The organism is Lewinella sp. IMCC34191 (genome assembly GCF_003390935.1).
In the GTDB taxonomy this organism is placed as follows: domain Bacteria; phylum Bacteroidota; class Bacteroidia; order Chitinophagales; family Saprospiraceae; genus Neolewinella.
The window spans coordinates 98221-122738 of record NZ_QNQZ01000012.1 but is presented as its reverse complement, the minus strand read 5'-3'; the positions used below and the strand labels follow the sequence as shown (position 1 = coordinate 122738).

Genomic DNA, 24518 nt, shown 5'->3' with positions numbered 1-24518 from the left:
AAGCCAGGAACAAATAATGCTTCTGGGAACGGTAGTTGACCAGGGCGCGGAGCCCGTTGAACTGGTGGCGATACAGGCGTACCGGCCGCTACAGTTCTGGCGCCACACTATGCAGACAGAAGAGCCGGTATACGTAATGGCGAAGGTAGGAATGTCGTGTGCTATGTGACCGGCAACCGTTCACCTCGCCCTCCCGGGCCCTAAAAAACCGGTTATCTGGTGTAAACTGATATTACGCATTCCCGACACAGTATGGGCACCGACGGCAGTGGCGTATGTTAGCCAGGTGAGCCACCAACAAGCCGGCGCCCCCCAGGTACATAACGAGATCACTACCGGCAATTCCGTAACGTTCCGCCGCCAGTCCCAGTGCCAGGACAACCCAGCCAAGGGGCGCCGCCCAGCGCACCCAGCTCAGGGGAGCGGACCGAATGACTCCCCAAACGGCGATGAGACTCACCACCAGAAACAATACGTCGAGCATCCCCCACCATCCTCCGGCATCGGTGAGTACCGGTACGAGCGCGGCGACAAAGGGGGTTGCCGCGCAGTGGATCGCGCAAAGGAAGCCAGCGGTTAGTCCCATCCAGTCGTACCGGGAGGGCTGATGAAGCAGAGATGGGTGAGCCATAGTCAAAATATTAATGCAACAACATTGCAATAATACTATAGGTTTTCCATCTCTGGAAATCTTTACGCGAGGGTGGTGGGTGCGTGGCTAATTTATGCGGCAAATCGCAGAAAAACGGGGGCAGAAAGACCGGCGGATCCACTTATATTCCATGGCAACCGGTCGGAGGGTGCTCACTAAAGACGTTGCATCAAGATAAGTCAACCGGAAGCGCAGCACGAAGTTATGGTGGCCGAGCACCGGTCCGGTGAAGAATAATCTTCGGTCCAGCCAATAATTAACCGGCAAATAATGTCTAAACCAAGTATAGGGTAGAGACCTTCTCTTATTAGCTAAATGCTTAAAGAATGCCACGCCGCAAAACGAAGTCCCAGACTGCCGTACTTGAGCTACTCCAACGCGAACCCAATGCGCTGAGCCACGACGGCATTACCGAAAAGCTGGATAAGCAGATGGATCGGGTAACCGTGTACCGTATCCTGAACCGCTTCGTCGACGACGGACTGGCCCACCGCATCGTAGCGGACGACGGACGACAGTACTTTGCCAGTTGTAAGGAAAATTGCAGCCACGACCACGCCGCCCACGGCCACCTGCATTTTCGCTGCGTCGTCTGCGACCAGGTCGAGTGCGTACCCGGAAAAGTCGATTATCAACTTCCTACCGGCTACCAGGTCGATAACAGCAACATCATCATATCGGGAAGCTGCCAGGCCTGTAGTAAGAAATCGTGATCCCTTCTGCTCCCTTACCCTTTACCCCTTCCCACCTTAGCCCCTTCAACGACAGTGCTACGCTCCGGCCGGCTATACGCAAAGGCCATCAACCCCAGCCCCAGGGCTACTAGTGGAAGACTGAGCCACTGTCCGGTCTGTAAGGCACCATCGGCGGCGAAACCTCCCTGCTGACTCTTGAAGAATTCCCATACGAAGCGGAAGCCGAAAATCAGGGCAAACCACAGTCCGGTGAGAAAGCCGGGACGGTTGCGCAGGTCGGTCTTCCAGTAGAGCGCGATGAGGATGCCGAAACACAGCAGGTAGCTAAGGCTTTCGTACAACTGCACCGGGTGCCGCGGCACGTCGGCCAGGGATGCCGGACTGGCATTGACGAACAGGAACGCCCAAGGAGCATCGCTCGGCGTACCCACGATCTCGCTGTTCATAAGGTTTCCGAAGCGGATCATGGCCCCCACCAGGGCGATCGGCGCGGCCACCTTGTCACTGATCCAGAAGAAGGACTGCTTGCTTACGAATTTGCTGAACAACCACAGCGCCGTCACCACCCCGATCACGCCCCCGTGACTGGCCAAGCCGCCCTCCCATACCTTCAAAATATCCTCCGGATGGGAGCTGTAGTAGTCCCACTGGTAGAATAGAATATGCCCGAGCCGCGCCCCCAAAATGGTACCCGCAATGAGAAAGTAGAAACAGTAATCCAGCCACGACTCCGGTGCCCCGTCGCGCAGGAACATCCGCCGCACCATCATAAAGCCCAGCAGGAAGCCGATAGCAAACATCATCCCATACCACCGCAGCGTGATCGGACCAACGGAGAAGATTTCGGGGGAGGCGTCCCAGGTAATGTAGAGGAGCATAGTGAATAAGTACGGTAGGGTTTATTACGGTAGTACGGTAGGGCGCACGGGACTACCGTACTACCTGCTACCGTACTACCGTACTACTTCTCCGGTTTCATCTGCGGAAAGAACAGCACCTCCTGAATAGTCCGCTGTCCGGTAAGAAGCATGACGAGCCGGTCGATACCGATGCCGATGCCGGCGGTGGGGGGCATGCCGTACTCGAGGGCGCGGAGGAAGTCTTCGTCGAGGGCCATGGCTTCCTCGTCGCCGCGTTTGCCGAGTTCGAGCTGTTCCTCGAAGCGCTCGCGCTGGTCGATGGGGTCGTTGAGCTCGGAGTAGGCGTTGGCCAGTTCCTTGCCGTTGACGATGAGTTCAAAGCGCTCCACCAGGCCTTGCTTGCTGCGGTGCTTTTTGGTGAGGGGCGACATCTCGACCGGGTAGTCGGTGATGAAGGTGGGCTGGATCAGCTTCGCCTCCACGGTTTCGCCGAAGATCTCGTCGATGATCTTGCCGCGGCCCATGGTCTTGTCGAGGTGGACGTCCAGGCGGTCGGCGATGGCGCGGAGCTCGTCCTCGTCGGCACCGTCGATATTCTCGCCGGTGTGCTCCTTAATGGCGTCGGCCATACTGAGGCGGCGGTAGGGGCCTTTGAAATCGACCTCGTTCTCGCCGATCATGACCTTGGTCGTAGTACCACCGTTGACGGCCTTCACCGCGTGCTCCAGCAGTTGCTCGCAGGTGTCCATCATCCAGTTGTAGTCTTTATAGGCTACGTAGAACTCGACCATGGTGAACTCCGGGTTGTGGGTCCGATCCATGCCCTCGTTGCGGAAGATCTTGGCGAACTCGTACACCCCGTCGAAGCCGCCGATGATAAGGCGCTTGAGGTAGAGCTCGTTGGCGATGCGGAGGTACATCGGTACGTCCAGCGTGTTGTGGTGGGTCTTGAAGGGTCGGGCGGCGGCTCCCCCGTGGATGGGTTGCAGCACCGGGGTTTCCACCTCCATCAGACCAAGGTCATCCAGGAACTGGCGCATGGCGGTAATCAGCCGGCTCCGCTTCCGGAATACCTCCTTCACCTTCGGGTTGACGGTTAGGTCCACGTAGCGCATCCGGTAGCGCAACTCTGGATCCTTGAAGGCATCGTGGACCTTGCCCTGCTCGTCCTCTTTTGGGGAGGGAAGCGGCCGCAGCGACTTACCGAGGAAAGTGAATTCCTTCACGTGTACCGAGATCTCGCCGGTGCGGGTCTTGAAGACGAAGCCCTTGACGCCGATGAAATCACCGAGGTCGAGTAACTTCTTGAAGACGGTATTATACATCGTCTTGTCCTCGTCCGGTGCGATATCATCCCGGCTGACGTACAGCTGGATCCGCCCGCTGCTGTCTTGCAGGTTAGCGAAGGCAGCCTTGCCCATAATGCGTTGCGACATGATCCGGCCGGCCAGCGCCACCTCCTGTAGGTTGGTCACGTTCCCCTCGGCATCTTCTTCGACCTGCTCCTTAATCTCCGTGGCCAGGTGGGTCACCGGGAAGAGGGCGGCGGGAAAGGGTTCAATGCCCAGCTCGCGGATCTTGGTCAAGTTTTCGCGCCGGGTTTTTTCCTGGTCGGTCAGTTCCATCGGGGTCTATACTTTATTGGGGCGCGAAGGTACGGCGGTTGCGGGGTTTTGAGATCACGGTTGCCTCCCACTGACACATCGGATGTGTCAGTCCTGCCGGATTGACAGCCATCCGATGTTAATCCTCCAGCCAATCAGCCCTTATCGACGCTTATTTCCTCCGTAAGCCTAGTTAATCTTGATCTTCGGTAAGATTTATCCAGGATTTGCGACTAACCCACCGAATGAACTAGCCATCGACATCCGATGTCTGCCGAAACTTCATAACTGACACATCCGATGTTTACGATGCCACGCCTAGCGCTCCTCCTCGCCCTCTTTACCCTCTCAAAGCTTCTCTCCGCCCAGTCCGACATGCTGATCGACGCCCAAGACTCCACCCGCCTCACCCCCAATCAACGGACACTGGTATATGAAATGCTAAAGCAACTGCCCGACGGTGCCGAAGCCGGGATCGCTCTAATCGACGGAGAACTGACTACCCTCTACGGCGTGCGGCGGGAAGACGGGAAGCTGATAACAACAGAAAACGCCGACCGGCATTTCGGCATCGGATCCGTCACCAAGGTATTTACCGCCACCTTATTGGCCGACCTGGTAGAAGAGGGTGCCCTCTTCCTCGATGACCCCGTTCCCGCCGCCTACGATTTTCCCTTCGCCGATAGCATCACCTTCACTTACCGGCAGCTGGCTACGCATACCAGCGGGTTGCCCCGCTTACCTAACAACATGCCGGGTTTGCTGCTAAATCCTGATGACCCTTACATCGATTATTCGCCGACTATGATCGAAGCCTACCTACAAGAAGGCCTCACGGTAGCTCGTGACGGAAATGGCGGCTACTCCAATCTCGGTTTCGGCCTGCTGGGATATACTCTTGGCCGGTACGTCGACAGCGTGGGTTACGAGGCCGCCCTGCAACGGCGCGTGCTCAGTCCGCTAGGCTTGGCGGATACCCACTTCGGAGCGGACAGCAGCACCTTGATGGTTCCCGGTCTGAATGAAGACGGGAGCTCCGACGTGTTCTGGTCCTTCACCGAAGCGCTGGGGGCCGCCGGGGCATTGGTCTCCACGCCCCGCGACATGGCGCATTTCCTACGGGCCCAACTGGATACAGCCCAGCCGATACTCGCCTTCACCCGACAAGAACAGGTAAAGCTGAACGACCACATGTCCGTAGCGCTGGGTTGGCAGATTCTTCACCCCGAACCGGCTCGTACGGTTCACTGGCACAATGGTGCCGTTGGTGGCTATCGCTCCTTCGTGGCTGTCGACGTTGAGAAGCAGCGGGGCGTAGTCGTGCTCACCAATGTCCTGCTGCTTGACGATTTGGTTGATCGGACGGGGCTGCAATTCTTACGATAAAATGAAAAAGCCCCTTCACCGTCGGCGAAGGGGCTTTTCCTAAGACGGTGAGCCGTATTGGCTAGTCGTCGTTACGGGTAATAAAGGATTCCTCCTTCTGACGGCGGGCTTCGCGCTCGCGCAATTCGGCAAGCTCACGGGCATCCCGGTCGCGCTGCTCTCTAATTTCGCGCTCACGCTTCTCGCGGTCTTCTTCCTCTTTCATACCGTCCTTAAGCTCCTTCTCGAGGGAGCCTTTAGCGGTGTTGAATTCCCGGATTCCTTTACCGATGCCACGCATCAGTTCGGGTATTTTCTTGCCACCGAAGAGGAGCAGGATAGCAAAGAAGACCAGGATCATCTCCGGGCCAATGGCATTGAGGAAAAGTAGCGTGGTATTCATCTGTTTCGTAGTTGAAAGCGTAACCAAAGGTAGCGCATATTTTACACTAACGTGCGGCCGGGGGCTTGAGTTGTTTCGCGACCGACCTAAGTAATTCCTTTGCCGGCAGCCGCAATCGCTTGAGCCGCAGCGCTGCGCGGGATTATATACAGTTACGTAACGACGGTACCCGTGGTTTTCTTACCTGCGCACTAACCGCAGGCTCTGACGATCCGCTCCGCGTACCACCGTGATTACATACACGCCACTGGCCAGTTCCGGCAGATCGATCCGCAGATTGGCCGTTTCGGCGAACTTCCCCGTGGATATCTGCCGTCCTTGCATATCCGTCAGTCGGTAGCTTCCCTCGCGCTCGTCCAGCCCTTCGAGGAGGACGTAATCCGTAGCCGTCGGGTTCGGCGACAGGCGCAGCATGGTAGGCGCAACACTTGCAGTTCCCGCCGGGCGGATACGTGCGGCGACACAGCCGGGCGCGGTAGCCGCATCGGTGAAGTAGATCGAATAGTCCCCCGTTTTGGATACCATCACGAAGTTGCCTCCGTCGACCGTTACCCAGTAACTACCGTCAAGGCCGGGGAAACCGCTACCCTCCAACGTGAGCTCCGGCTGCGCGCTGCCAAAGTTCCACTGCATCGACGAGCGGAGATCCACGTACCAACTTGGCGACCCGTTATTGGTGCTGATCGCAAACTGGTAAAGCCCGTTGTTGGGCGCGTCCCAGTTGATGGTAAATTCGCGCAGGTTGCCCAGGTTGGGCCCGCCACCACCGATCACATAGGCGTTGCTATAGGTAGCTTGCCCGATATTCGCTAGCGAGCTGGACGTAGGGGTCCCAAAATCACAGGTACCGGTACCGGGGTTCGGATCGGGTTCCGGATCCGGATTGGGATCGGTCGTGCCCCCCGCGGTTAGCGTAAACCAGTTGAGGTTCCATCCCCCACCGGCGGCATACAGACGAATCGTTTGATTGCCCGCCGGCAGATCGACGGAAGCGGTAACGGTCGTCCAACGCTGCCAGCCGTCCGTATTTGGAATAGCCGTCGTGGCGAGTGTATTGCCACCTACCCGGAAGCTCACCCGACCGGCGCCGCCCGTACTGGCTACGCGGTAGCTGACGGTATAGGTTCCGGCGGAGGGTACGTTCAGTCGGTAATCGAGATAGTCACCCACGTCGATCCACCCCACGTTCGTTCCGCCACCCGCGTCGGTGGTCGACTCCGTCTGGATGCCCTCCATCGCGCAGTAATCTTCGGCCTGGATGCCTCCGTCGATCGACGCACCGCTTTCGCTACACGGATTGGAGGGTTCCGGATCGGGATCCCCCGTGCCGCCGCCGCCGGTATTCCACTGTTGGATGATGGGTTTGACCAAATCGCCGGCCGCGGAAAGCTGATCGTTGAGTAGCCCGTCCAGACCCGCGCCGGGCTCTACGATCGAGGCACCGGAGGGGAAAGCCGCGCCCGGATCCTCGACCTTGTCGGCTACGGACCAGTTCGCGTGGCTCAGGTCATTGGCCCGCAGGAAGTCCATCCACGCTTCGGTGGCGGCCACGTCCGGCGCGCCCTTACCGCTGGCGTCGACGCTGCCCCACTCGGTTACGAAGAGGGGGATGCCGCTGTCCAGCGCACCCTGCGCCTCGTTGCGCAGCCCGTCACCGTGGGTACCGGCGTAGAAATGGAGGGTGTAGGCTACGTTATTGTCCTGGATCGGATTCGCGGCGGCCTGTCCGACCCGTTGCGAATAGAAGGGCGTACCGACCACGATCAGGTTATCCGGATCCTCGGCGCGGATGGCCGCGATGACCGCCTCCGCGTAGTTCTTGATCGTACCCCAGGACTGGTTTATCGGCTCGTTGTAGACTTCGTAGATGATGTTGTCGCGGTCGCCGTAGAGCCGGGCGATGTCCGTAAAGAAGGTGATGGCCTCGCTCTGGTAGCGCTCGGCTTCGTGGGTGTGCCAGTCGACGATCACGTAGATATCGTTGGCAATGGCCGCGTCGATGATGGTCCGGGCCTTGGCTAGCTGTAATTGAGGAGAATCGACGTAACCGCGGCCGGCGTCCCAGCTTTCCTTGACGCCAATGGCGGCGCGTACGAGGTCACTGCCCCATTCCGTGGCCAGATGATCGACCGCCGCGGCCTGGTAATAATCGTAGGTGTCCCCGGCGTTGCTCCAGAAGAAACTGTTACCGGCCAGGCTGACGGGATTGCCGTCCGCGCCGTCGATCCGGTTACCGTCGACCTGCAGTCGACCGTATTCACTGACGATGCCCTGGGCGGTTGCGATAAAGGGGTAGAGGGGGAAAAGCAGTGCCGTCAATAGGGCAGCCCTTCCAAAGGGAGTAAAAATTTGCGATAACATGGGTTTCAATTATGGGTCTAGGCTCAGGCTCCGCGAATGCGGATTCCCCTGGTACGGCCGGTGGCGAAAGCGTGAGCCTTTGGCCAACCGTACCTAGTAAGTATACTCGAAAAAACGGTCATTTGGGAAAAAACCACCCTTTTTCTCTTCCAAAGGGGAGTATTCCGTCACGCCGAATGGGATTCCTGTCTCTCAGCGGACATTGCTGACTAGGGGCTAGCGCAGCAAGAACCGCGCTCCGATATTCAGATCTATGGAATTCTCTTCGTATGGATTATCGAGGACTTCCCTCCACTGCGGACCGAACTCCAGCGCGAAATTATCCCGCACGAAATACTGGCCGCCTACCGCGCCGGTGACGGAAAAATAGTCTCCTCGGTAGTTCGGCGAATCAAACTGGTCGTCGTTCCACTGCCGGCCGGTATAGTATCCCCCGCCGGCCTCGGCGTACCACACCAGTCGCTTCCCGGTACTCACATAATAGCGGGCGCTCACGTCCGTCGACAGCGTGACCCCCTTCCAAATGGTTTGAACGCCGAACCGCGTACTACTGGCCCCCAGAGACAAGCCCGCCGCCAAACGATTCGTCAGAAAATAATGCCCTCCTATTCGGAAGTTTCCGAAAACCAAGTTCTTCCTGAGGCCCACTCCCGCCAGCTGCCCGCCGAGCATCACCGATCCGGCACGAAAGGTGCTGACGGGGGTGGCTTCCGCTTCCCCGCCACGGCGTAAGACGATTTCGATCTGCGCACTCAGAGCAAGCAGGTTACGGCCGGGTTCAATCTGGTAGTCGAGCACGGGCCCGAAACGGACGTCAGTCGCCAGGGGCAGTTGCAAGCCCGCGCGGAGGGTGGCGGTTTCGAAGCCGTAGAATCCCTTGCCGGCTATGATCACGTCGGGCACCCGCCCGCCTACTACCCCCATTACGGTACTCACCTGGCCATAAAGCCCCAGTTTTTTGCCGTTGATCGCGTAGTAGCGCAGGTAGGGATTCAGACCGATTTCCCAAATCCAACCCCTGTCGTATATATCCAGTAGAGTAAGGACGGTGCCCCCCACTACAAGTCGGTCGGTCAGTGCATAGCCGAAGGTGGGGCTCAGGTAGAATTGTCCGTAATCCTGCGAGGGGACGTAAGACGATTCCCCGAAATCGTACGCATTGAAGATCGGAGCCGGTCCCGTAGTCGAGGAAGGTTCTTGCAGCGTGATGATTTGGTCGCCGCGCTGGATCTGCGCGTGGGCGAATAAGGAGAGGCAGAAACAGAGAAGGGTAAAGGTGCTACGCATAATTGGGTGTTAAGTATGGGCTAAGCCACAATCTAAATTACGCTCCGGCTGAACAGCGAGCAACGAATTAATCGCCGCCAACCAACTTATTTCTCGGACGACTCTTGCTGCCCACGCGGAGTGACAGGAATTGCTGGTAGGCTTAGATTTTATTCTTAAAGGATGGGAGGTAATTATCCTGTTAAATACCCTACCGGGCCGATGGAGCCGGCCTTGTACATTTTTGCGACGGTGCGCAGGTTAGATGCTTTGTGATAACCGCGGCGCAATTGACGGTCATCTTTCCTGCGCTCCGCCGCCCAGAACCCATACGGGCAGCATCTACGGTTACCTGTAGTAACGACTCCTTATTTTAGCCTATCCCATGAAGCGAAGATCCTTCCTCAAAACCGCGGCCCTCACTACTGCCGGCGTAGGTGTCGCCGGTGGCCTGTACGCCTGGCGGATCGAGCCCTTCTGGCTGGAATTCGTGCACCGCGACATGCCGGTGCGCAACCTGCCCCCGGCACTGGAAGGCAAGACCCTGATGCAGATCAGCGACATCCACGTCGGCAACCGCTTCGATTACGGCTACCTGATCGAATCCTTCCGCAAGGCGAAAGCCCTGGAACCCGACTTTGTCGCTTACACCGGCGACTACGTCAGCTACGAAAGCCCGGAGCAGCACCGCCAGTTGGACGAGGTACTCGCACACACCGTCACCGGCAAACTGGGTACCGTGGGGATTCTCGGCAACCACGACTACGGAAAGAACTGGTCTGAACTGGACGTTGCTACCCGCATCACGGATCAGTTACATAAAGCCGGCATTACCGTCCTACGTAACGAACGTACCACCGTCGGCGGCCTCACCTTCCTCGGTATTGACGATTACTACAGCCCCAATTTTGCGCCCCGCCTGGCTACCAACGATCTCGATTCCGATGCCCCCACCGTAGCCCTTTGCCACAACCCCGACGTCTGCGACCTCGACGTCTGGAACGGCTACCGGGGCTGGATCCTTTCCGGCCATACCCACGGCGGGCAGTGCAAGCCGCCCTTTCTGCCCCCGCCCCTGCTACCGGTGAAAAACGAACGGTATACGGCCGGGGCTTTTGACCTGTACGACGGGCGCAGCCTGTACATCAACCGGGCGCTGGGGCATTTATGGCCGCTGCGCTTTAACGTGCGGCCGGAGATCACGGTATTTCGATTACGGCGGGAAGCCTGACAGGAAAGGACTACCGCAAAAAGAAACGGACGCCCACCGGTACGCTGACCGCCGTACCCCAGCTATCGTTAACCAGGTTCCGGTTGATTTTTACGCCCGTTTCCAGCGCGAGGTTCTCCCTTAGGAACCACTGTGCCCCCACGCCTCCGAAGACGGAAAAATCGTTCCGGTCAATGGGCAGGTCACCGAGTGCCACGTCGGATCGGTAAGCCAAACGGCCTACTCCGATACCTGCTTCTCCGTACCAGACCAAATTTCGGTTGGTGGTAAAGTAATAGCGGCCGCTCAGCGAGGCGGACATCTGGGAGGTGCGGAAGGAACGGTCATTGGCCGCCGTGCCAAGGTCATAGCGGCCACCACCCGCCCCCACGGAGAGGCCCGCCGCGAAGCGATCGGTCAGGAAGTAGTGCCCGCCGACATTTACCGCGCCGGTTAGGATGCTGCGGGTAGAGGTAGCCTGCAGGAGCTGACTGCCCAGCATGATAGATCCGGCCTTGAAGCCGGCGGTGGGCTTGCCTTCTTCGCCGGACGCGCGATTGAGGACAATCTCAATCGTACCTCCCAGTGTCAGGTAATTGTTTCGGTTGCGTATCGTGTAATCAAGCGTCGGTCCGACCCGTATACCCGCCAACAGGGGGAATTGCAGTCCCCCGCGCAAGTTCAGTTCCTCCAGACCGTACACACCGTTCTTGTTGGCCCCCAAGCCGGTACCGATCTGCCCGAAGAGGCCGAACCGCTCGTGGTTGACGGCGTAGTAACGGACGTAAGGGTTAAGCCGGACGTCCCAGTAGTTGAGGTCACCGGAGCCGGCCGAGGCGGGGTAGCGAGAGCTTGTAATACCCAAGGCGCCGCCCACTACCCATCGGTCGGTCAGTGCATAACCGTAGGTTGGCTGCAGAGAGAACTGGCTGACTTCGGTATCGAAGTCAAAAAGTATTCCGCCCAGATCGCCGGCCGTCGACGATTGCGCTCCGTAGCTGCTGGCCCCGGGGCCGCTAAGGGTGATGATGTGGTCGCCCCGCTGAATCTGGGAGAAGGCAAAAAGCGACAGGCAAAGACATAAGAGCGTAAAGGTGAATCGCATGAAAGGGTATTTAGTGTAGGCCAAAGAGTCCTCATCACCTAATGCCGGTTGTTTCATGTTCTGATAAATGGGAAATTTTTGAGAAGACCACATTTCCCGGGCAGGGAATTTTGGTCGATGGATTAAGCTTCCGAACGCAAGGAAAAACGCCACCCGATCTCCAACTTGCCGCACCTATTCCCTATTTAATCGAAGCCGAATAGCGAGGGGCACCAAATCCGTTTTCCTACTCTCTCCCGGGGCCTCCTAATCGCCAAACGCACATAAACTTCCGATTCCGTGGCACTTCAGTGACAGCAGCCCGCCGCTACCCCCTCGTCCACCGTACAGTAGCGTCCTTTGGACTCGGCATACCAGCGGCAGCTTTTGCGATGGCGCTTGTTGCTGTTGGTGCTCAACCAGTAATCGGTCACCGTGCCGGCTGATGGTGGCGGCGCCGGGGCGGAAGCCGGGGACAGCCCAGGGAAGTCGTTTGGGTATACCCAGGTCCGGATTTTGCCTTCCAATTCCCCGTGCGCCAGGGCGGAATTGAGTTGAACGAAGTATTTATAATCGGCGTCGGAGCGCAGGATAAGAATGATCCCCGCGCGCCGGTTGGTCTGCAATCCGTACCAGAGTGATTGCCCGATGCTTTCCTTCCACTTGTTTGCCCAGTCGACCTCGATGGCATAGTCTTCCGTAACGATGTCCACCCGGCCACTGGTCACGTTCACCTCCATTTGGCCGTCCAGCTCCGCAGCCAGGGCACGTACGTAGTCTGCTTCCGACTGCCCGGTCAGCAAGGCAGGTAGCCAGATCAGCGAATACAGAAACGCGTGCAGCAAGAAAGAGTAGGGCATGTCGCCCAAGGTAGCGCTTACCGCTTCAGCCCCCGCTGCGCCCAGTCCATCTTGATGAAGCCGGCCGTCTCCTCGGCGCTGTCGAAGGGGGAGATTGGTTCGCCGTCGCTCAGGACCCGATAGCGCCCCGGACCGATCACTTCGACCGAGGTACCGTGGGCGAGATGGACCTGTTTATCCTTTTCTTTTTCCACGGTGATTCCCTCTGATTTAAGGGCCTGGCGGATATTTTTCAGTTCGTCGCTCATGGGTGATTTTATCGATCTCCGGGAAGATAGCGGTTTTTAGATGCGGAGTCCCGCACCCGTGTTCCGCCGGTCGAAAAACATTGGGGCCGCGATGATGGGAAGGACGTGTATCGACAAGTGAGCGGTGATGTCGGTTAAGAGCCGTTTCTTGGCCTACCGCCCCTAAACGCTGCCTCGACATGTCTACCCGCACCCGCCGCCGCTTTCTCCGGCAACTTTCTACCGGCCTGCTGGCTGCCCCCCTGCTGCCTACTTCGGTAACGGGTAAAACGCTCGCCGCCCCCGGGGCCCACGTAGGTCCCAATGACCGGATCAACCTGGCCTGCATCGGTCTCGGTATCCAGGGTTTCAACGACCTGGCCGCGGCCCTACAACACCCCGGGGTGAAACTGGTGGCAGGCTGTGACCTGTACACCGGTCATCTCGAGCGCGCCCGCGAGCTGTACGGGAGCGAGCTTTTCCTGACGCGCGATTACCGGGAGATCCTGGCCCGCCCCGACATAGACGCCGTCATCGTAGCCACGCCTGATCACTGGCACGACACCATAACCATCGAGGCGCTGGATGCGGGCAAACACGTCTACTGCGAGAAACCCCTCGTGCAACAACTAGACGAAGGCAGGGCCGTACTCGAAGCCGAAGCCCGCAATCCGGGCATACTGATCGTGGGCAGTCAGCGCGTCAGTTCCATCCTGACGGAGCAGGCCCGCGAGCTGTACCGTCGCGGCGACCTGGGCCAGCTAGTACTGGTCGAAACCTTCAACGACCGCTTCAGCGCGCTGGGTGCCTGGCAGTACTCCATCCCCCGCGATGCCTCCCCCGAGACCGTGGACTGGGACATCTTCCTCAAGGACACGGGCGACCGCCCTTTCGACGCCGAACGCTTCTTCCGCTGGCGAAACTACCGCGACTACGGAACGGGCGTGGCGGGCGACCTCTTCGTGCACCTCTTCTCGGGTGCCCACCGCATTCTCGACTCACTCGGTCCCGAGCGCGTCTACGCCACCGGTGGCCTCCGCTACTGGACCGACGGCCGCGACGTACCCGACGTCTTCATCGCCAGCTGCGACTACGGCGAGCAGGAAAGTCACCCGGCCTTCAACATGCAGCTGCGGGTCAACTTCGTCGACGGGGGCGGCGGTGGCTCGCGTACCCGCTTCGTGGGCACGGAGGGCAGCCTGGAAGTGACGGGAAGTTCCATCACCCTGCGCCGCAAAACCCTGCCCGCGGCACCCGGCTACGGCGGGTGGGACAGTTACAACACCTTCCCGGCGGCCCAGCGGGCGGAGTTTGAGGAGTGGTACGGGAAGGAGTATCCTCCCGCGCCGCCCGCCGTGGAGGGACCGAACGAATGGACCTACCGCGCACCGGAGGGCTACAGCGATCACGTGCACCACTTCGGCAACTGGTTCGATGCGATCCGGAACGACGGGATGGTGGTGGAAGACGGGGCCTTCGGCTTCCGGGCTGCTGCGCCCTCGCTGGCGGCTAATGAAAGCTATTTCGGTCGCAAGGTGGTAGAGTGGGACCCGCTTAAAATGGAGTGAATGCTTGAGGGACTGAATTTTTGAATGGCCGGGGATGCTCGCTACGCTCGTCGGTCAATAGTCGGCTGCCCAACGTAGCTGGTCCGCCGACGGGTCGCTGCTCCGCGTTTTTCCTTTGCGTCCTTCTACTTCTCTGGCTACTCCTCTCCTGTCACCGTACGCGCGAAGAAGAACGGCCCCGCCCGGTGCCCCGTATGCGGCAGCAATTTGACGGTGATTTCCTCCCGGCCCAGCGTCAGGGACTGCGGGATTTCGTAGCGCACGTCGATGAATTTACCGTCGGCCTTGCCGGAGATATTTTCGGTGGCGATCTTTTCCCCGTTGACGAGGATGTCGAAGGTCTTGGAGCCGGTGTAGCCGCCCCAGTATTCTAATACGAGGCCGATCTGGCCGGTCGTCGGGGTTTTCATGGTGAAGGACAGCCAACCGCCGCGTTCCGAACCGCGGGCCTTCCGGCCGCGGAAGTCTTCTTCCAGGTTCAGCTTGTCGCCGGTGAACTGGTGGTCGCGCTCGGGTTGCATCTCCCCCGGTTGGAAGCGATCGAAGGTGATGGCTTCCAAGCGGCGCTTCCGCTCCCGTTCGGTATCGTAGGTCGCCTGCCGCCGCGCCCACTGCTCGTCGTTGAAGAGGTCCAGGTAGACGGTGTAGGTGCGGTCGTTCACGCGGTAGAAGGGCCGCAATTCCACGTCACGGGGTTCACCGATACCGGTGGTGCGAAAGGTATTGACCTGGCCGGCGACCGGTTCCAGCCACTCCGCCGGGTCCCGGCTTTCCGACATCAGTACCGGTACGTAATCACGCGCTTCCGCTTCGGGGTCGTTTACCGGGCCGAGGTCGGCGGCGAGGGCCAGCGGTCCGTAAAAGACGGCAATTCGGTTGGTGTCGTCGGGCATGGCCTCCAGCCGCAGGTGGAAGGGCAGGTCGAGAGTGACTACGTCGCCGTCGGACCACTCGCGGGTCAGGGCGATGAAAGTGCCGGGAGTAGAGGAAGAAGATTGGGGTTCGCCGTTGATCTTTATACCTGCGCTCGCCGCCCAAAAGGGATGCCGCAGGTGAAGCGTAAAGGTTTGGGGAATATCCAGCGAGAGTGTGAGTTCGGTGCTCTGCGCCTCCGGGAAGTTCGTTTGTTGGGTCAGGGTGAGCCCGCGCTCCGCCCATGCCAGCTCGGAGGCGATGAATTGCGTCACGTAGAGCGCGTCATCGTCGTGGTAATAAATATTGGCGCCGTACTTGCTGTGGTTTTCCATACCCGTGCCGATGCAGCAGGTGAACCACTCCGGGTCCTGGAAGGCCTTGTGGCCGCCCATCTCGAGGGATAGGTTGTAGACTACCCGGCCGTCCGTGGGGTCCTGGGAGGAGAGGATCTGATTGAACAACGCCCGCTCGTAGTAGTCGGCCACTTCCGCCCGCGGCTCCCAGAGGAAGAGGTGGCGGGAGAGCTTGAGCATATTGTAGACGTTACAGGTCTCGGTGGTGCCCTCGCTCAACCGGTTGGTGAGCCGATCGGGCGCGCCGAAGTATTCCCAGTTGCCGTGGCCGCCCGTCACGTAGGAGTGGTGGTGGACGACGCGGTCCCAAAAGAATTCCGCGGGTTTGCGGTCGGACTCCTCGCCGGTGATCTCGTAGAGGCGGGAGGAGGCGATCAGTTTCGGGATCTGGGTATTGCCGTGCTTACCGGGCAGGATATCCTCGCCCATGGCCAGGCTGTCGATGATGGATTCGTCATGAAAGACCCGCGCGATCTCCAGGTATTTCTCCTCCCCGGTATCGGCGTAGAGGTCGGCCAGGGTTTCCTGCACCCCGCCGAATTCGCAGTCGAGCATATGCTGTACTTCCTCCTCGCTCAGTCCCAGGACGATGCCGCCGATCCAGTCGGCGAAGTTCTTTTCCACCTCCAGAGCCTGCTTGATGCCTAGTAACTGGTAGGCGTCGCGCAGTCCGGCCATCACCTTATGGTGGGTGTAGAAGGGCGCCCAGATGCCGTTGAGGTCGAAACCCTGCGAGCGGATGTCCCCCTTGGCCACCTCGTTCTCGAAGACCTCCTTCCCGTTGTCAAAGGCACCGAGGTACTGTCCGCCGTTGGCCCGCTGTATTTCGGTCAGCTGATCCACGATGTACGCTGCGCGGCGCTTGAACGTATCCCGGCCGGTCGTCTGGTACATCAGCGCCAGCGCGCTCAGGTGATGGCCCAGGCTGTGGCCGGCCAGCGATTCCGCTTCCCAGCCGCCGTAGGCTTCGGCCTTCGGTTCCAGCCCGGCCTGCATGCGGAAGCGGGCGAGGAGGCGGTCGGGGTTGTAGCTCAGCAAAGAGGCCTCGTTCAGTTCGGTGGCGTGGTGGAAGGGGCCGTCGAGGAGGGTGACCTGGTGGAGGGGGAAGGGGTCAACGGGGGTGCGGTCCTGTGGTGCCGTGCTTTGTGCCTTCAGGCAGCAAGTGAGGCATAGCAGCAGACAAATTGGGAGTAGCTGGCGCATGGTGGATGGGTGGAGGTAGTAAGGTACGGAGTGGTAGGGCCACGGGGGATGCGCTTCGCGCTAGGGAGGTTTTTTGCTCGCCTGCGGCTTGCGTGTTAGAGGCAACACCGATTGCACCGATTATTGGCACAGATTTTACACTGATTTGCCTGCGGCGCTCCGGATGGATACGGGCGGTGCTTTCGCGGCATGCGTATTTTGAACGCGCTGTGAAAATCTACGAAGGAGCGGCGCAGCCAATCTGTGGTTAATCCGTGCCCGATCTCTGTGCAATCTGTGTTTGACCCTATAAGAGCAAGCCGAAGGCGAGCGAAGGCGCGACTAGCGACTCCAAGAGCGAAGCGAGCATCCCCGCCCATTAACGAATTCAGTCCCTCACTAATTCAGTCCTTCCCCCGCGACCCGTGTTCGCCGGAAGAAGGTTAGCAGGTCCACCCCTCTACTTTGAAGAGAGGTGTCATTGCCGAGAGAGGTATGCACCCGCTGACGCTTCAATAATCAGCGGTGCCCCCGGAAAATAGGATTGGCTCTTACTATAGGTGTAATAGCGCAAACTACCAAAAAAAGGTCAGCGGGTTCACCCCCTCTACTCTGGAGAGGGGGCCGGGGGGAGAGGAAACCACTCGACCCGTCGGCAGACCAGCTACGCTGGGCGGACGACTAATGCTATTCCAAAATAACCTCATACAAACCCGCAGCAAAATCCTCCGGCAGGTCCACGAGCAGGCGGATGCCGTCCGTCTGTACGGTGGAGAAGGTGACGGTATTGAGTTCGTCCTTGGCGATGGGGTAGTCGCCGTTCGCCTCGACCGGAGACCAGCCGTCACCGGTGCGGTATTCGACGTGCCAGTCGGCCGGAATGCGACAGCCGCCGTCGGGGCCATCGTCGAACCAATAGACGCTGACCTTCGATACGTTGGCCAGGGCGGGAAAATCCAGCTGTATCCACTCCCGGCTATCCTTACGGGGCCACCAGTGAAAGTAGGGGATGGAATGATCGTTGGAATGCTTGGGGAGCAATTGGTCGCGGAGGGCGATCAGGGGTTTTGCGTCGTCCAGCGAAGAGGTGATCGTACTGGTGTACGTCAGGGTAGGCGCCGGGGCGGGCTGGGCGCTTTCCACGGTGGTCGGCAGCCAGACGGCCATTTCGCCCGGTCCGCGGTTGTTCCAGAGGTGGTAGGGGATCAAGGTCAGGGGTTTGGCAGCGGAGGTCGTCAGGGTGCCGTCGAGTTGGCGGGCGACCGATTTGGCCTGACCGCGCAGTACGTAGACGCCGCCCAGTTCACCGGATTTCTCCGCGCGTACCGGGGTGCTTTCGTCAACGATCAGGTTGAGGACTTCCCCGTCGTTATCGGCCCACTCCGCCGCGTATACCAGCGGTCCCCGTTCGTAAGCCACCCGACCGCTATCGGCGGATACGCGATCGTCGGCCCGCACGGCATGAACCGCGAAGGGGAGGTCGACCTCCACCCGGTCGCCGGGCCGCCAGGTGCGGTCGAGGGTGAGGTAGCCGGTATCGTCCGTTGTTACCGGTACGATCGAGCCGTTAACCGTGACGGTAAAGGCCGGCAGTTCGGGATCGGCGTAGCGATACAGATCACCGGGTGTAGGGGCGTTGCGCACGTAGCCCGGCACCCGCAGCCGTAGCCGGGCCTGCACCGGAGACTCCGGATCGACGCTCAGGCGGACGGTACCCTCCCACGGAAAGCCGCTTTCCTGTTGCAGGCGGATTGGCGTACCCTCCACTTTTACCTCCGTTTCGGAAGAAACGTACATATTCACGTAGATATCCTCGTCCCGGAAGGCGTAGATGTACTCCGGCATGGAGGGCAACGTACGCGCCACGTTCGGTGGACAGCAGGCGCAACCGAACCATTCCCGCCGCTCGTGCTGCCCCATGGAAGCGAGCGGATTGGGGTAGAAGAAATGGTCGCCGGAGAGCGATACGCCGTCCAATACATTGTTATAAAGTGACCGCTCCAGTACGTCGATGTACTTACTCTCGCCGGTCATCAGGAAGAGCCGGTGGTTCCAACGCACCACGCCCACGCCGGCGCAGGTTTCGGCGTAGGCGGTCATATTCGGCAGTTCGTAGGCGTCCCCGAAGGCCTCCCCGCTACCCGTGGCGCCGATGCCCCCGTTGAGGTAATACTTGGAGTCGACGATATCGTGCCAGATCCGGTCGATGGCGCGGCGGTAGGCGCTATCGCCCGTGATGGCGGCCACGTCGGCCATGGCGGTCCACATATAGGCACCGCGTACGGCGTGCCCCACCGCGGCGGACTGCTCCGTAACCGGCAGGTGCGACTGATCGTACTGCTTGGGGTTCCCCACGCCGGGGCGGCCGCGGACGTCTAAAAAGAACTTCGCCAGGTCGAGGTAGCGCTGCTCGCCGGTGACGCGGAAAAGCTTGACCAGGCCCAGCTCCACTTCCTGGTGGCCGGGGTAGTCGCGAAGTTTTTTCGCGCCGAAGGTGGCGTCGACCAGATCCGCGCTCTTGATCGCGACGTCCAGCAGGCTCCGTTTTCCGGTGGCGCGGTAGTGGGCGACGGCGGCTTCGTAGAGGTGGCCGAGATTGTACAGTTCGTGGCTGAGCTCGTGGACCAGTTCCCAGCGTTCGTTTCCGGCCCAGGGGTGGACGTTCTCGCCGATGGTGCGGGTGGTGTAGAGGTAACCGTCCGGCTCCTGGGCGGCGGCAACCAGTTCGATTAGGCTGTCAACCTGCGCCTCCATGCCTGCGTCCGGAAAGGTCTGCAGGGAGTAGCTGGCCGCCTCGATGATCTTGTAGATATCGCTGTCGTCAAAGGGGTATTCCGTACAAAACGCCCCCTCCATGCGACCGGCCGCCATCCGGAAATTATCGATGCGCCCCGACTCCTGGCTCTTCGCAATGGCGATGGTTACTTCGTGGTTCGTCCGGATTTTCGGTTGCCAGAAATCATCCTGGATACGCACCTCCGAAAAGGAGACCGGCGTGATGGGATAGTCCTGCTGGGCCGCCAGGGGGAGAGCGGTCATCAGCGGACAAATGAGGGAAAGCAGGTAGCGCACGGTAGAGGAATTGGCCGGTACGAAAAGTATTAAAAGATTCCCGCATACCATTTGGGCGGCGGAGCGCAGGTAGAATACTTGCAACCGAAAGGCGGAATTCGACGTCGTTTTGCGGATATTTACCGGCTGTACAATCCCCCCTGACCGTGAAACTAATTCTCCCCCTCCTTATAGCCACCCTCGGCCTGACCGCCCAATCGTCACCGAACTGGTTGCGCCACGCGGCTATTTCCCCCGACGGTTCCCGCATTGCCTTCACCTACCGCGGCGATCTGTACACGGTACCGGCCGTCGGTGGTGACGCCAATCGCCTGACCTACCACGATGCCCACGACTACATGGCCACCTGGAGCGCGGACGGCCAGCGCATCGCCTTCGCCTCAAACCGCTACGGCAACTTCGATGTGTTCGTGATGCCCGCCACCGGGGGGGATGCCACCCGACTCACCTACCACAGTGCCGATGAGATGCCCTTCGCTTTTGGCGCGAGTGACAGCACCGTCATCTTCGGCGGTCAGCGGCAGGACGCGGCCGAACACCGGCAGTTTCCTACCGGCAGCCAGCCCGAACTCTACACCATACCCGCGACGGGCGGACGCGTCGGCCAGCTGCTGACCGTACCGGCCGAGTACGCCCAGGTAAGCCCCGACGGCAAGACGCTGCTCTACCACGACAAGAAGGGCGGCGAGAACGAATACCGCAAGCACCATACCTCCGCCATCACCCGCGACATCTGGGCCTACGATATGGCAACGGGAACCCACCGACAGCTGACGAACAACGCCGCCGAGGAGCGGCAGCCCGTCTTCACCGCTGACGGTGATGGCTTCTACTACCTGAGCGAGCGGGTCGGCAATTTCAACGTGTACAAGCGTGACCTGTCCGGCGAAAACGACGAACAGCTGACCGACCTGGGGCCCCACCCCGTACGCTTCCTGAGCCGGGGGGGCGATCTCCTCAGCTTCGGTTACGACGGCGAACTCTACACCCTGCGCGAGGGCGGCGAACCACAAAAAGTAAAGGTGAACATCGTCACCCAGGCCGGCAGCAATACCGACCGCTTCGTGAGCGTGGACGGCGACATCGAAGAGATGGCCGTCTCGCCCGACGGTAAAGAGATCGCCTTCGTGGCTCGCGGTGAGGTCTTCGTGACCTCGACGGACGAATCCTTCACCAAGCGCATCACCACCACGCCCGAACGGGAACGCTTCGTGAGCTGGGGGCCGGAGGGAAAATCGGTGGTCTACGCCAGCGAACGCGACGGCAAGTGGAGCACTTTCAAATCCGAAAAGGTCCGCGAAGAGGAGCCCTTCTTCTACGCCGCTACCCTGCTGAAAGAAACGCCCGTCTTGGAAAACGGTCAGGATAACTACCTGGCCGAATACTCCCCGGATGGCAAGCGCCTGGCCTGGATCGAGGACCGGCGCACGCTGAAAGTCCGCGATATCGCCACCGGAAAGGACACCACCCTGCTCGGTGCCGATGAGCTTTTCCACATGCGCGACGGCGACAAATACTTTACGTGGAGCCCCGATAGCGAGTGGTTACTGGTCGAACACGACGTCCTGCTGAACAACAGCGAGGTCTTACTGCTGAAGGCCGACGGCGGCAAACGCGTTAACCTGACCGAGAGCGGCTACTACGATTCCCGCCCGAAGTGGGTGGATAAGGGAAAGGCCATGATCTGGTTCAGCAACCGCGACGGACTGAAGTCCTACGCCACCAGCGGGCAAAGCGAACAGGATGTCTACGCCATGTTCTTCACCCAGGCTGCTTGGGATGAGTTCAACCTGAGCGAGGAGGAATACAAACTCCAGCAAGCCATCGAGAAAGCCAATAAGGCGGATGACAAAGAAGAGAAGGCCGACGATAAGGGGAAGGACAAGAAAAAGAAGGAAGAAACCAAGACGGACAGCACGAAGGTCGAACCGCTCACCTTCGACTGGGACGGCCTGCACGACCGTACCAAGCGCCTCACCATCCATTCCTCCCGCCTGGGCGACGCGGTGCTCTCCAAGGACGGCGAGAAACTGTATTACCTCAGCAGCTTCGAGGACAAGATGAACCTGTGGGTCACCAATCTGCGCACCCGCGATACCAAGATGGCCCTGGAACTGGGCGCCGGTGGGGGTAGCCTCCAGTGGGATAAAAAGCAGGAAAACCTCTACCTCCTCAGCAGCGGTAAGATCACCAAACTGGACGTTGACAAGGAGAAAAAGACGCCGGTAAAACTGCAGGGCGAGATCCCCTTCGATGAGGTAGCCGAGCGGACCGCCATCTTCGACCACGTCTGGCAGCGGACGGACGCGATCTTCTATCGCTCCGATTTTCACGGCGCGAACTGGGATTCGCTGCGCACCGTATACGCCAAGCACCTGCCCTCCATCGGCAATGACTTCGAGCTGGTCGAACTGCTCTCCGAAATGCTCGGGGAATTGAACGTATCCCACGCCGGAGCCCGCTATCGCCCGAGCGGTGGGGACAATCCCGACGAAACGGCCGCCCTGGGCATATTCGCGGACTACGGCCACACCGGTGACGGCATCCTGATCGAGGAGATACTCGATGGCGGCCCACTGGACCGCGCGGCCTTCGATCTGAAGCCGGGCATGCTGATCGAGCGCATCAACGGCGAGGTCGTCTCCGCCGATCGTGACTGGGCCGCCTACCTGAACCGCCTGGAAGGGGACTTCACCCTGCTGGAGCTGGTCGATACCACATCGGACGAACGGACCACCATCACCGTAAAGCCCATCAGCCAGGGGGAGGAATCCCGGCTGCTGTACAAGCGGTGGGTCGAGCGGAACGAGGAGGAAGTGAACGAGCGGAGCCAGGGCCGATTGGGCTACGTACACATTCCCGGCATGAGCGACGAACCCTACCGGAGTATTTACCAGGATATGATGGGTAAGTACTTCGAGCGGGAAGGCATGATCATCGACACCCGCTTCAACGGGGGAGGTGACCTGGTAGCCGACCTGGCGATGTTCTTCACCGGCGTCCCCTTCATCACCTACGCGACCGAAGCTAAAGTGGTGGGCGGCGAACCGACCTCCCGCTGGACGAAGCCGACGCTGGCCCTTATCAACGAGGCCCAGTACAGCGACGGCCACTGCTTCGCCGCCGGTTACTCCGACCTGAAGATCGGCAAGACGGTAGGTATGCCCACTCCCGGTACATGCAGCTTCGCCGGCTGGGAACGCTTGCCCAACGGCATCGTGTGGGGCGTGGTGCCCGTGAGTGCCCGCGACATCGACGGCGACTGGATGGAAAACAACCAGACCGAGCCCCAGATAAAAGTGAAAAACGAACCGGCGGTGATCGCCACCGGCCGCGACCAGCAACTGGAGCGGGCCGTTGACGTCATGCTCGACGATCTGGGCAGCCGATAAACCACTCCACACATGATTTACAAGGCTTTCCCGCTCCTCATCCTGTTGTTCTCCGGCACGGTCGGCGCCCAGGATACTACCCGCTACCTCATTCACGCCGGTCGGCTCTTCGACGCCGAGAGCGCGGCCTTCCTGGAAAATCGCTTCGTCTTCGTGGTCAACGACCGCATCGAGGCGGTCACCGACGCGGACGGGGACGAGCACGCCGGCTACACCCGCATCGACCTGAGCGACGCGACCGTGACGCCCGGCCTGATCGACGCCCATACCCACCTGCTCTTCATGCAGCGGTCTAACGTTCCGATGGAGCAGGACATCATCCAGCACACCGACCACGAGCGGATCCTGCGCGGCGCCGAGCGCGCCCGCACGTGGCTGGAAGCCGGGGTGACCACCGTGCGCGACCTGGGCAATTCCGGAACGTACCTGGATATACCGCTGCGCAAGGCCCTGCAGGAGGGCTGGATCGACGGCCCCCGGTTGTTTGCTTCCGGACCGATCATCAGTCCGCCGGGTGGGCAGTTCGATGACCTTCCTTACTACCACGAACCCATCGTGGCTAAGGAATACGCCATCGTACGCACCGTGGAGGAAGCCCGCCGGGAAGTAGCCGACCACGCCGCCGCCGGGGTGGACGTAATCAAGATCTGCGCGACCAACGACCACGGCCTGACGCTGTCGGTGGAGGAAATGACCGCCATGGTGGAGGAAGCCCGGCGTCACGGTCTTCGGGTCACGGCCCACGCAACCTACGACGACGTGATCCGCGACGCGGTAAGGGCCGGCGTGGACGGTATCGAGCACGGCTACTCGGTGAACGACGAAACCCTGCGCATGATGGCGGATTCCGGAGTGTACCTGGTGCCGACCGACGGAACCGCCGAGGGCTACATCCACATTTTCGAGGCCGGCCCTGATATAGAGATCAGCGAGGAAAACGTCCGCAACTGGGTGGCCAGCAGCCAGGACCGCCTCCGTCGCGCGATTGCCGCCGGCGTGGAGATCGTATGGGGGTCGGATATGTACCTGGAGAGCACCGACCCGCCGGGATGGGCCGCCGTGACGGGGCTGGTCAGCTACGCCGAAGCGGGTATCCCTACCGTCGATGTGTTGCAGTACGCTACGCGGAACGGGGCCCGCGCGCTTGGCCGCGATGACCTGGGTGTCGTCCGGGCCGGTGCACTGGCGGACCTGGTCGCCTTCCGTGGCGATCTGGAGGGCGCTTTTGCGGCTACGCTCCAGGACGGGCTCGTCTTTGTGATGCGGGATGGCCGAATCCACATCCAGGATTAGCGATAAGGTCTTTACCTGCGCTCCGCCGCCCAAATCGGGCAACGGCGGCGGGAAACCCGCGAAAAGGCCGCCGGAAGTGTCGGCCGTTCGGAGGCGTTGGTATATTGTATCCCAGTGGCGGGGATCGGGAAGCGCACGGCGATTTACTTTGCGGTG

At 60.1% G+C, this 24518-nt stretch carries 17 protein-coding genes; 6 read left to right on the top strand and 11 right to left on the bottom strand.

Features of this window, described 5'->3' with window-relative positions:
- Nucleotides 1-232: 232 nt before the first annotated feature.
- Nucleotides 233-631, bottom strand: a complete 399-nt coding sequence (locus DRW39_RS19730; protein ID WP_116108809.1) for a MerC domain-containing protein — start codon at nt 629-631, stop codon at nt 233-235.
- A gap of 347 nt (nt 632-978) precedes the next feature.
- Here DRW39_RS19730 and DRW39_RS19725 point away from each other — a divergent pair, with 347 nt between their 5' ends.
- Nucleotides 979-1365, top strand: a complete 387-nt coding sequence (locus DRW39_RS19725) for a Fur family transcriptional regulator (protein WP_116108808.1) — start codon at nt 979-981, stop codon at nt 1363-1365.
- Between the two features lie 14 nt (nt 1366-1379).
- Here DRW39_RS19725 and lgt read toward each other — a convergent pair whose 3' ends face one another.
- A complete protein-coding gene (gene lgt, locus DRW39_RS19720; protein ID WP_116108807.1) occupies nt 1380-2225 on the bottom strand; it encodes a prolipoprotein diacylglyceryl transferase in 846 nt (281 codons plus the stop codon).
- Nucleotides 2226-2308: 83 nt separating this feature from the next.
- Complete coding sequence (gene lysS, locus DRW39_RS19715) at nt 2309-3832, bottom strand: lysine--tRNA ligase (RefSeq protein WP_116108806.1); 1524 nt, start codon at nt 3830-3832, stop codon at nt 2309-2311.
- Between the two features lie 288 nt (nt 3833-4120).
- On the opposite strand from lysS, the gene DRW39_RS19710 reads away from it, so the two are divergent.
- Nucleotides 4121-5197, top strand: coding sequence for a serine hydrolase domain-containing protein (locus DRW39_RS19710; RefSeq protein ID WP_157976239.1), 1077 nt, complete (start codon nt 4121-4123; stop codon nt 5195-5197).
- Between the two features lie 61 nt (nt 5198-5258).
- On the opposite strand, the gene DRW39_RS19705 is transcribed toward DRW39_RS19710, so the two are convergent.
- The 3 genes from DRW39_RS19705 to DRW39_RS19695 form a co-directional block, all read right to left on the bottom strand.
- Nucleotides 5259-5579: a twin-arginine translocase TatA/TatE family subunit gene (locus DRW39_RS19705; protein ID WP_116108804.1), complete on the bottom strand. Its 321-nt coding sequence runs from the start codon at nt 5577-5579 to the stop codon at nt 5259-5261.
- A 180-nt stretch (nt 5580-5759) separates the two neighbouring features.
- On the bottom strand, nt 5760-7940 hold the full coding sequence (locus tag DRW39_RS19700) for a cellulase family glycosylhydrolase (RefSeq protein ID WP_116108803.1): 2181 nt from the start codon (nt 7938-7940) through the stop codon (nt 5760-5762).
- Between the two features lie 216 nt (nt 7941-8156).
- On the bottom strand, nt 8157-9227 hold the full coding sequence (locus tag DRW39_RS19695; RefSeq protein ID WP_116108802.1) for an outer membrane beta-barrel protein: 1071 nt from the start codon (nt 9225-9227) through the stop codon (nt 8157-8159).
- Between the two features lie 364 nt (nt 9228-9591).
- Between DRW39_RS19695 and DRW39_RS19690 the strand changes: the two genes are divergently transcribed.
- Nucleotides 9592-10437 (top strand): metallophosphoesterase, encoded by an 846-nt coding sequence (locus tag DRW39_RS19690; protein ID WP_116108801.1) that lies wholly within the window; start codon nt 9592-9594, stop codon nt 10435-10437.
- Between the two features lie 10 nt (nt 10438-10447).
- Here DRW39_RS19690 and DRW39_RS19685 read toward each other — a convergent pair whose 3' ends face one another.
- The 3 genes from DRW39_RS19685 to DRW39_RS19675 form a co-directional block, all read right to left on the bottom strand.
- Nucleotides 10448-11521: an outer membrane beta-barrel protein gene (locus DRW39_RS19685; protein WP_157976238.1), complete on the bottom strand. Its 1074-nt coding sequence runs from the start codon at nt 11519-11521 to the stop codon at nt 10448-10450.
- A 287-nt stretch (nt 11522-11808) separates the two neighbouring features.
- Nucleotides 11809-12360 (bottom strand): hypothetical protein, encoded by a 552-nt coding sequence (locus DRW39_RS19680; RefSeq protein ID WP_116108799.1) that lies wholly within the window; start codon nt 12358-12360, stop codon nt 11809-11811.
- 17 nt (nt 12361-12377) lie between these two features.
- On the bottom strand, nt 12378-12608 hold the full coding sequence (locus tag DRW39_RS19675; protein ID WP_116108798.1) for a hypothetical protein: 231 nt from the start codon (nt 12606-12608) through the stop codon (nt 12378-12380).
- Nucleotides 12609-12787: 179 nt separating this feature from the next.
- On the opposite strand from DRW39_RS19675, the gene DRW39_RS19670 reads away from it, so the two are divergent.
- Nucleotides 12788-14155 (top strand): Gfo/Idh/MocA family protein, encoded by a 1368-nt coding sequence (locus DRW39_RS19670; protein ID WP_116108797.1) that lies wholly within the window; start codon nt 12788-12790, stop codon nt 14153-14155.
- Nucleotides 14156-14292: 137 nt separating this feature from the next.
- Here the strand turns inward: DRW39_RS19670 and DRW39_RS19665 are convergent, their stop codons facing one another.
- Nucleotides 14293-16626 (bottom strand): glycoside hydrolase family 127 protein, encoded by a 2334-nt coding sequence (locus tag DRW39_RS19665; protein ID WP_116108796.1) that lies wholly within the window; start codon nt 16624-16626, stop codon nt 14293-14295.
- Nucleotides 16627-17292: 666 nt separating this feature from the next.
- The gene (locus DRW39_RS19660; RefSeq protein WP_198664956.1) at nt 17293-19677 is read right to left on the bottom strand and encodes a glycoside hydrolase family 127 protein; all 2385 of its coding nucleotides are present in this window, start codon (nt 19675-19677) and stop codon (nt 17293-17295) included.
- Between the two features lie 146 nt (nt 19678-19823).
- Here DRW39_RS19660 and DRW39_RS19655 point away from each other — a divergent pair, with 146 nt between their 5' ends.
- Both DRW39_RS19655 and DRW39_RS19650 read left to right on the top strand, forming a co-directional pair.
- A complete protein-coding gene (locus DRW39_RS19655; RefSeq protein WP_198664955.1) occupies nt 19824-23069 on the top strand; it encodes a S41 family peptidase in 3246 nt (1081 codons plus the stop codon).
- A gap of 12 nt (nt 23070-23081) precedes the next feature.
- Entirely contained in the window at nt 23082-24362 is a 1281-nt protein-coding gene (locus DRW39_RS19650) for a metal-dependent hydrolase family protein (protein WP_116108794.1), read from the top strand.
- Nucleotides 24363-24518 lie beyond the last annotated feature (156 nt).

Coding starts and splice junctions, on each gene's coding strand:
- DRW39_RS19730 (WP_116108809.1), bottom strand. CDS start 631: ATGGCTCACCCATCTCTGCTTCATCAGCCCTCCCGGTACGACTGGATG.
- DRW39_RS19725 (WP_116108808.1), top strand. CDS start 979: ATGCCACGCCGCAAAACGAAGTCCCAGACTGCCGTACTTGAGCTACTC.
- lgt (WP_116108807.1), bottom strand. CDS start 2,225: ATGCTCCTCTACATTACCTGGGACGCCTCCCCCGAAATCTTCTCCGTT.
- lysS (WP_116108806.1), bottom strand. CDS start 3,832: ATGGAACTGACCGACCAGGAAAAAACCCGGCGCGAAAACTTGACCAAG.
- DRW39_RS19710 (WP_157976239.1), top strand. CDS start 4,121: ATGCCACGCCTAGCGCTCCTCCTCGCCCTCTTTACCCTCTCAAAGCTT.
- DRW39_RS19705 (WP_116108804.1), bottom strand. CDS start 5,579: ATGAATACCACGCTACTTTTCCTCAATGCCATTGGCCCGGAGATGATC.
- DRW39_RS19700 (WP_116108803.1), bottom strand. CDS start 7,940: ATGTTATCGCAAATTTTTACTCCCTTTGGAAGGGCTGCCCTATTGACG.
- DRW39_RS19695 (WP_116108802.1), bottom strand. CDS start 9,227: ATGCGTAGCACCTTTACCCTTCTCTGTTTCTGCCTCTCCTTATTCGCC.
- DRW39_RS19690 (WP_116108801.1), top strand. CDS start 9,592: ATGAAGCGAAGATCCTTCCTCAAAACCGCGGCCCTCACTACTGCCGGC.
- DRW39_RS19685 (WP_157976238.1), bottom strand. CDS start 11,521: ATGCGATTCACCTTTACGCTCTTATGTCTTTGCCTGTCGCTTTTTGCC.
- DRW39_RS19680 (WP_116108799.1), bottom strand. CDS start 12,360: ATGCCCTACTCTTTCTTGCTGCACGCGTTTCTGTATTCGCTGATCTGG.
- DRW39_RS19675 (WP_116108798.1), bottom strand. CDS start 12,608: ATGAGCGACGAACTGAAAAATATCCGCCAGGCCCTTAAATCAGAGGGA.
- DRW39_RS19670 (WP_116108797.1), top strand. CDS start 12,788: ATGTCTACCCGCACCCGCCGCCGCTTTCTCCGGCAACTTTCTACCGGC.
- DRW39_RS19665 (WP_116108796.1), bottom strand. CDS start 16,626: ATGCGCCAGCTACTCCCAATTTGTCTGCTGCTATGCCTCACTTGCTGC.
- DRW39_RS19650 (WP_116108794.1), top strand. CDS start 23,082: ATGATTTACAAGGCTTTCCCGCTCCTCATCCTGTTGTTCTCCGGCACG.